The sequence below is a fragment of the Cellulomonas sp. P4_B5_2 genome (assembly GCF_056402235.1).
The window spans coordinates 1-1,633 of the sequence record NZ_JBFUHU010000494.1; the positions used below are offsets into that span (position 1 = coordinate 1).

3 protein-coding genes are annotated in these 1,633 nt (G+C 71.0%); 1 reads left to right on the forward strand and 2 read right to left on the reverse strand.

What is annotated here, in order from left to right:
- Both AC1DUQ_RS21550 and AC1DUQ_RS21555 read right to left on the reverse strand, forming a co-directional pair.
- On the reverse strand, positions 1–345 hold a 345-nt coding region (locus tag AC1DUQ_RS21550; RefSeq protein WP_477074613.1), incomplete at its 3' end, for an alpha/beta fold hydrolase.
- A gap of 77 nt (positions 346–422) precedes the next feature.
- Positions 423–1,007 carry a DoxX family protein gene (locus tag AC1DUQ_RS21555; protein WP_477061847.1) on the reverse strand — a complete coding sequence of 195 codons (585 nt, stop codon included), beginning with the start codon at positions 1,005–1,007 and terminating at the stop codon, positions 423–425.
- A gap of 236 nt (positions 1,008–1,243) precedes the next feature.
- Between AC1DUQ_RS21555 and AC1DUQ_RS21560 the strand changes: the two genes are divergently transcribed.
- On the forward strand, positions 1,244–1,633 hold a 390-nt coding region (locus AC1DUQ_RS21560; RefSeq protein WP_477074614.1), incomplete at its 3' end, for a universal stress protein.

Below are 1,633 nucleotides of genomic sequence, written 5' to 3' on the forward strand. Positions count from 1 at the left end.
CGCCACCTCCAGGCTGACCGGGCAGCCCATGGAGTTGCCGACGAGCACGACCTTCTCGAAGCCGAAGGCGTCCAGGATGTCGAGGACGGCGACCGCGAGCGCGGGGATGCCGAGCGTGTAGTCCCAGTCCTCGCTCCGGCCGTAGCCCGGCAGGTCGGGTACCACGTTCGTCGCGCGGGCCGCCAACAGCCGGGCGGTGGGCATCAGGTAGGTGCCCGAGATCGCGAAGCCGTGGATGTGCACGATCGGCCACGCACCCGGGACGTCCGCGCTGATGCGGTAGAAGACGTGGTGCCCTTGCACCTCGAGGGTGCTCTCGGTCCATCCGCCGTCGACGACGCTCACAGCCTGATCGTGTCAGAGCGCACACACGAACGGCACCCCGAGATCGGGGTGCCGTCGTGCCGGCTGGGTGAGTGCTGTCACCGCAGCCAGCTGAAYCGCTGCACGAGCGGGATCCGCGCCCACCGGCGACCGAGGCCCCAGGTGTCTCCGGCGAGGAGCGTCGCGCACACGATCAGGACGAGCGCGTAGATGATGTGGTAGTCGACCAGCGGGTTGTTCGAACCCTGGATGAACGGCCACTCGGCCGCCCACATGAGGACCATGAGCAGCGAGCCGGCGACGGCCGAGATGCGCAGCCCGATGCCGAGCATCACGGCGACGCCCACACCGAACAGGCAGAGCATGAACAGCCAGTCCGTCACGGGGCTCGCCATCGAGGCGAACGTGTCCTTGAGCGGGCCGATCGTGGCGAACTGCATGAAGCCCTGGCTCGGCGTCCCGCCGTCGAGCCACGAGAGGCTCGGGTCGCCCTCGGCCACCGCGGCGCCCGTGGCGTAGTGCAGCCCGAACGTCTTGTCGAGGAACGCCCACAGGAAGATGAACCCCGTGGCGAGCCGGGTGACGGCGAGCCAACGGCGGCCCGTCGCGGACGTGACGACGTCGTCCTCGACCAGGACTGCGGGGTGCGTCGAGGTACGCGCCTCGGGATGGATGGTGGCCATGGCGATTTCCCTCCGAGCTGGGCCCCAGGGTCGGGACCGGGTGTGGATACTCCGATGAGTCCACGGTGATCTCCGCTGGTCTGCGCACCCCAGGGCCGAAGGTCCCGCGTGGGTCGTGTCGATCAGGGACTCAGGTCCCGGGACGCGGACGACGGTGCGAGGGGAGGCTGGAGGTAGCGCGGCTGAGGCCGGCGGACGGCCGGCGTGGCCACGCGCGAGGAGCAAGGAGGCACCTCATGCGTACCGACGGACCCGTGGTGATCGCACTCGACGGCACGTCGAACAGTGCGCGCACCCTCGAGTGGGGCGTGGCCGAGGCGGTGCGGCGGCAGGCCGAGGTTCTGCTGGTCCGTACGGTCGACGACGCGTGGCAGGTCACGGCCTGGAGCTGGTACCCGATCGTGGGCGGCAGCGACGTCGACGCCGAGGCCGTGCAGTACCTGGCCGACCTGCAGACGCGGCTGCTGGAGCACCACCCCGGCGTGGTCGTCAAGTTCCGGGTGCTGCACGGGCAGGTCGTGCCGTGCCTGCGCGAGCTGAGCGGCGACGCCCAGCTCCTGGTGGTCGGCGCGCGGCCCCGCAGCGGTCGGGCGCGGACCGGGTCGACCGGCGCGCACGTCGCCGCG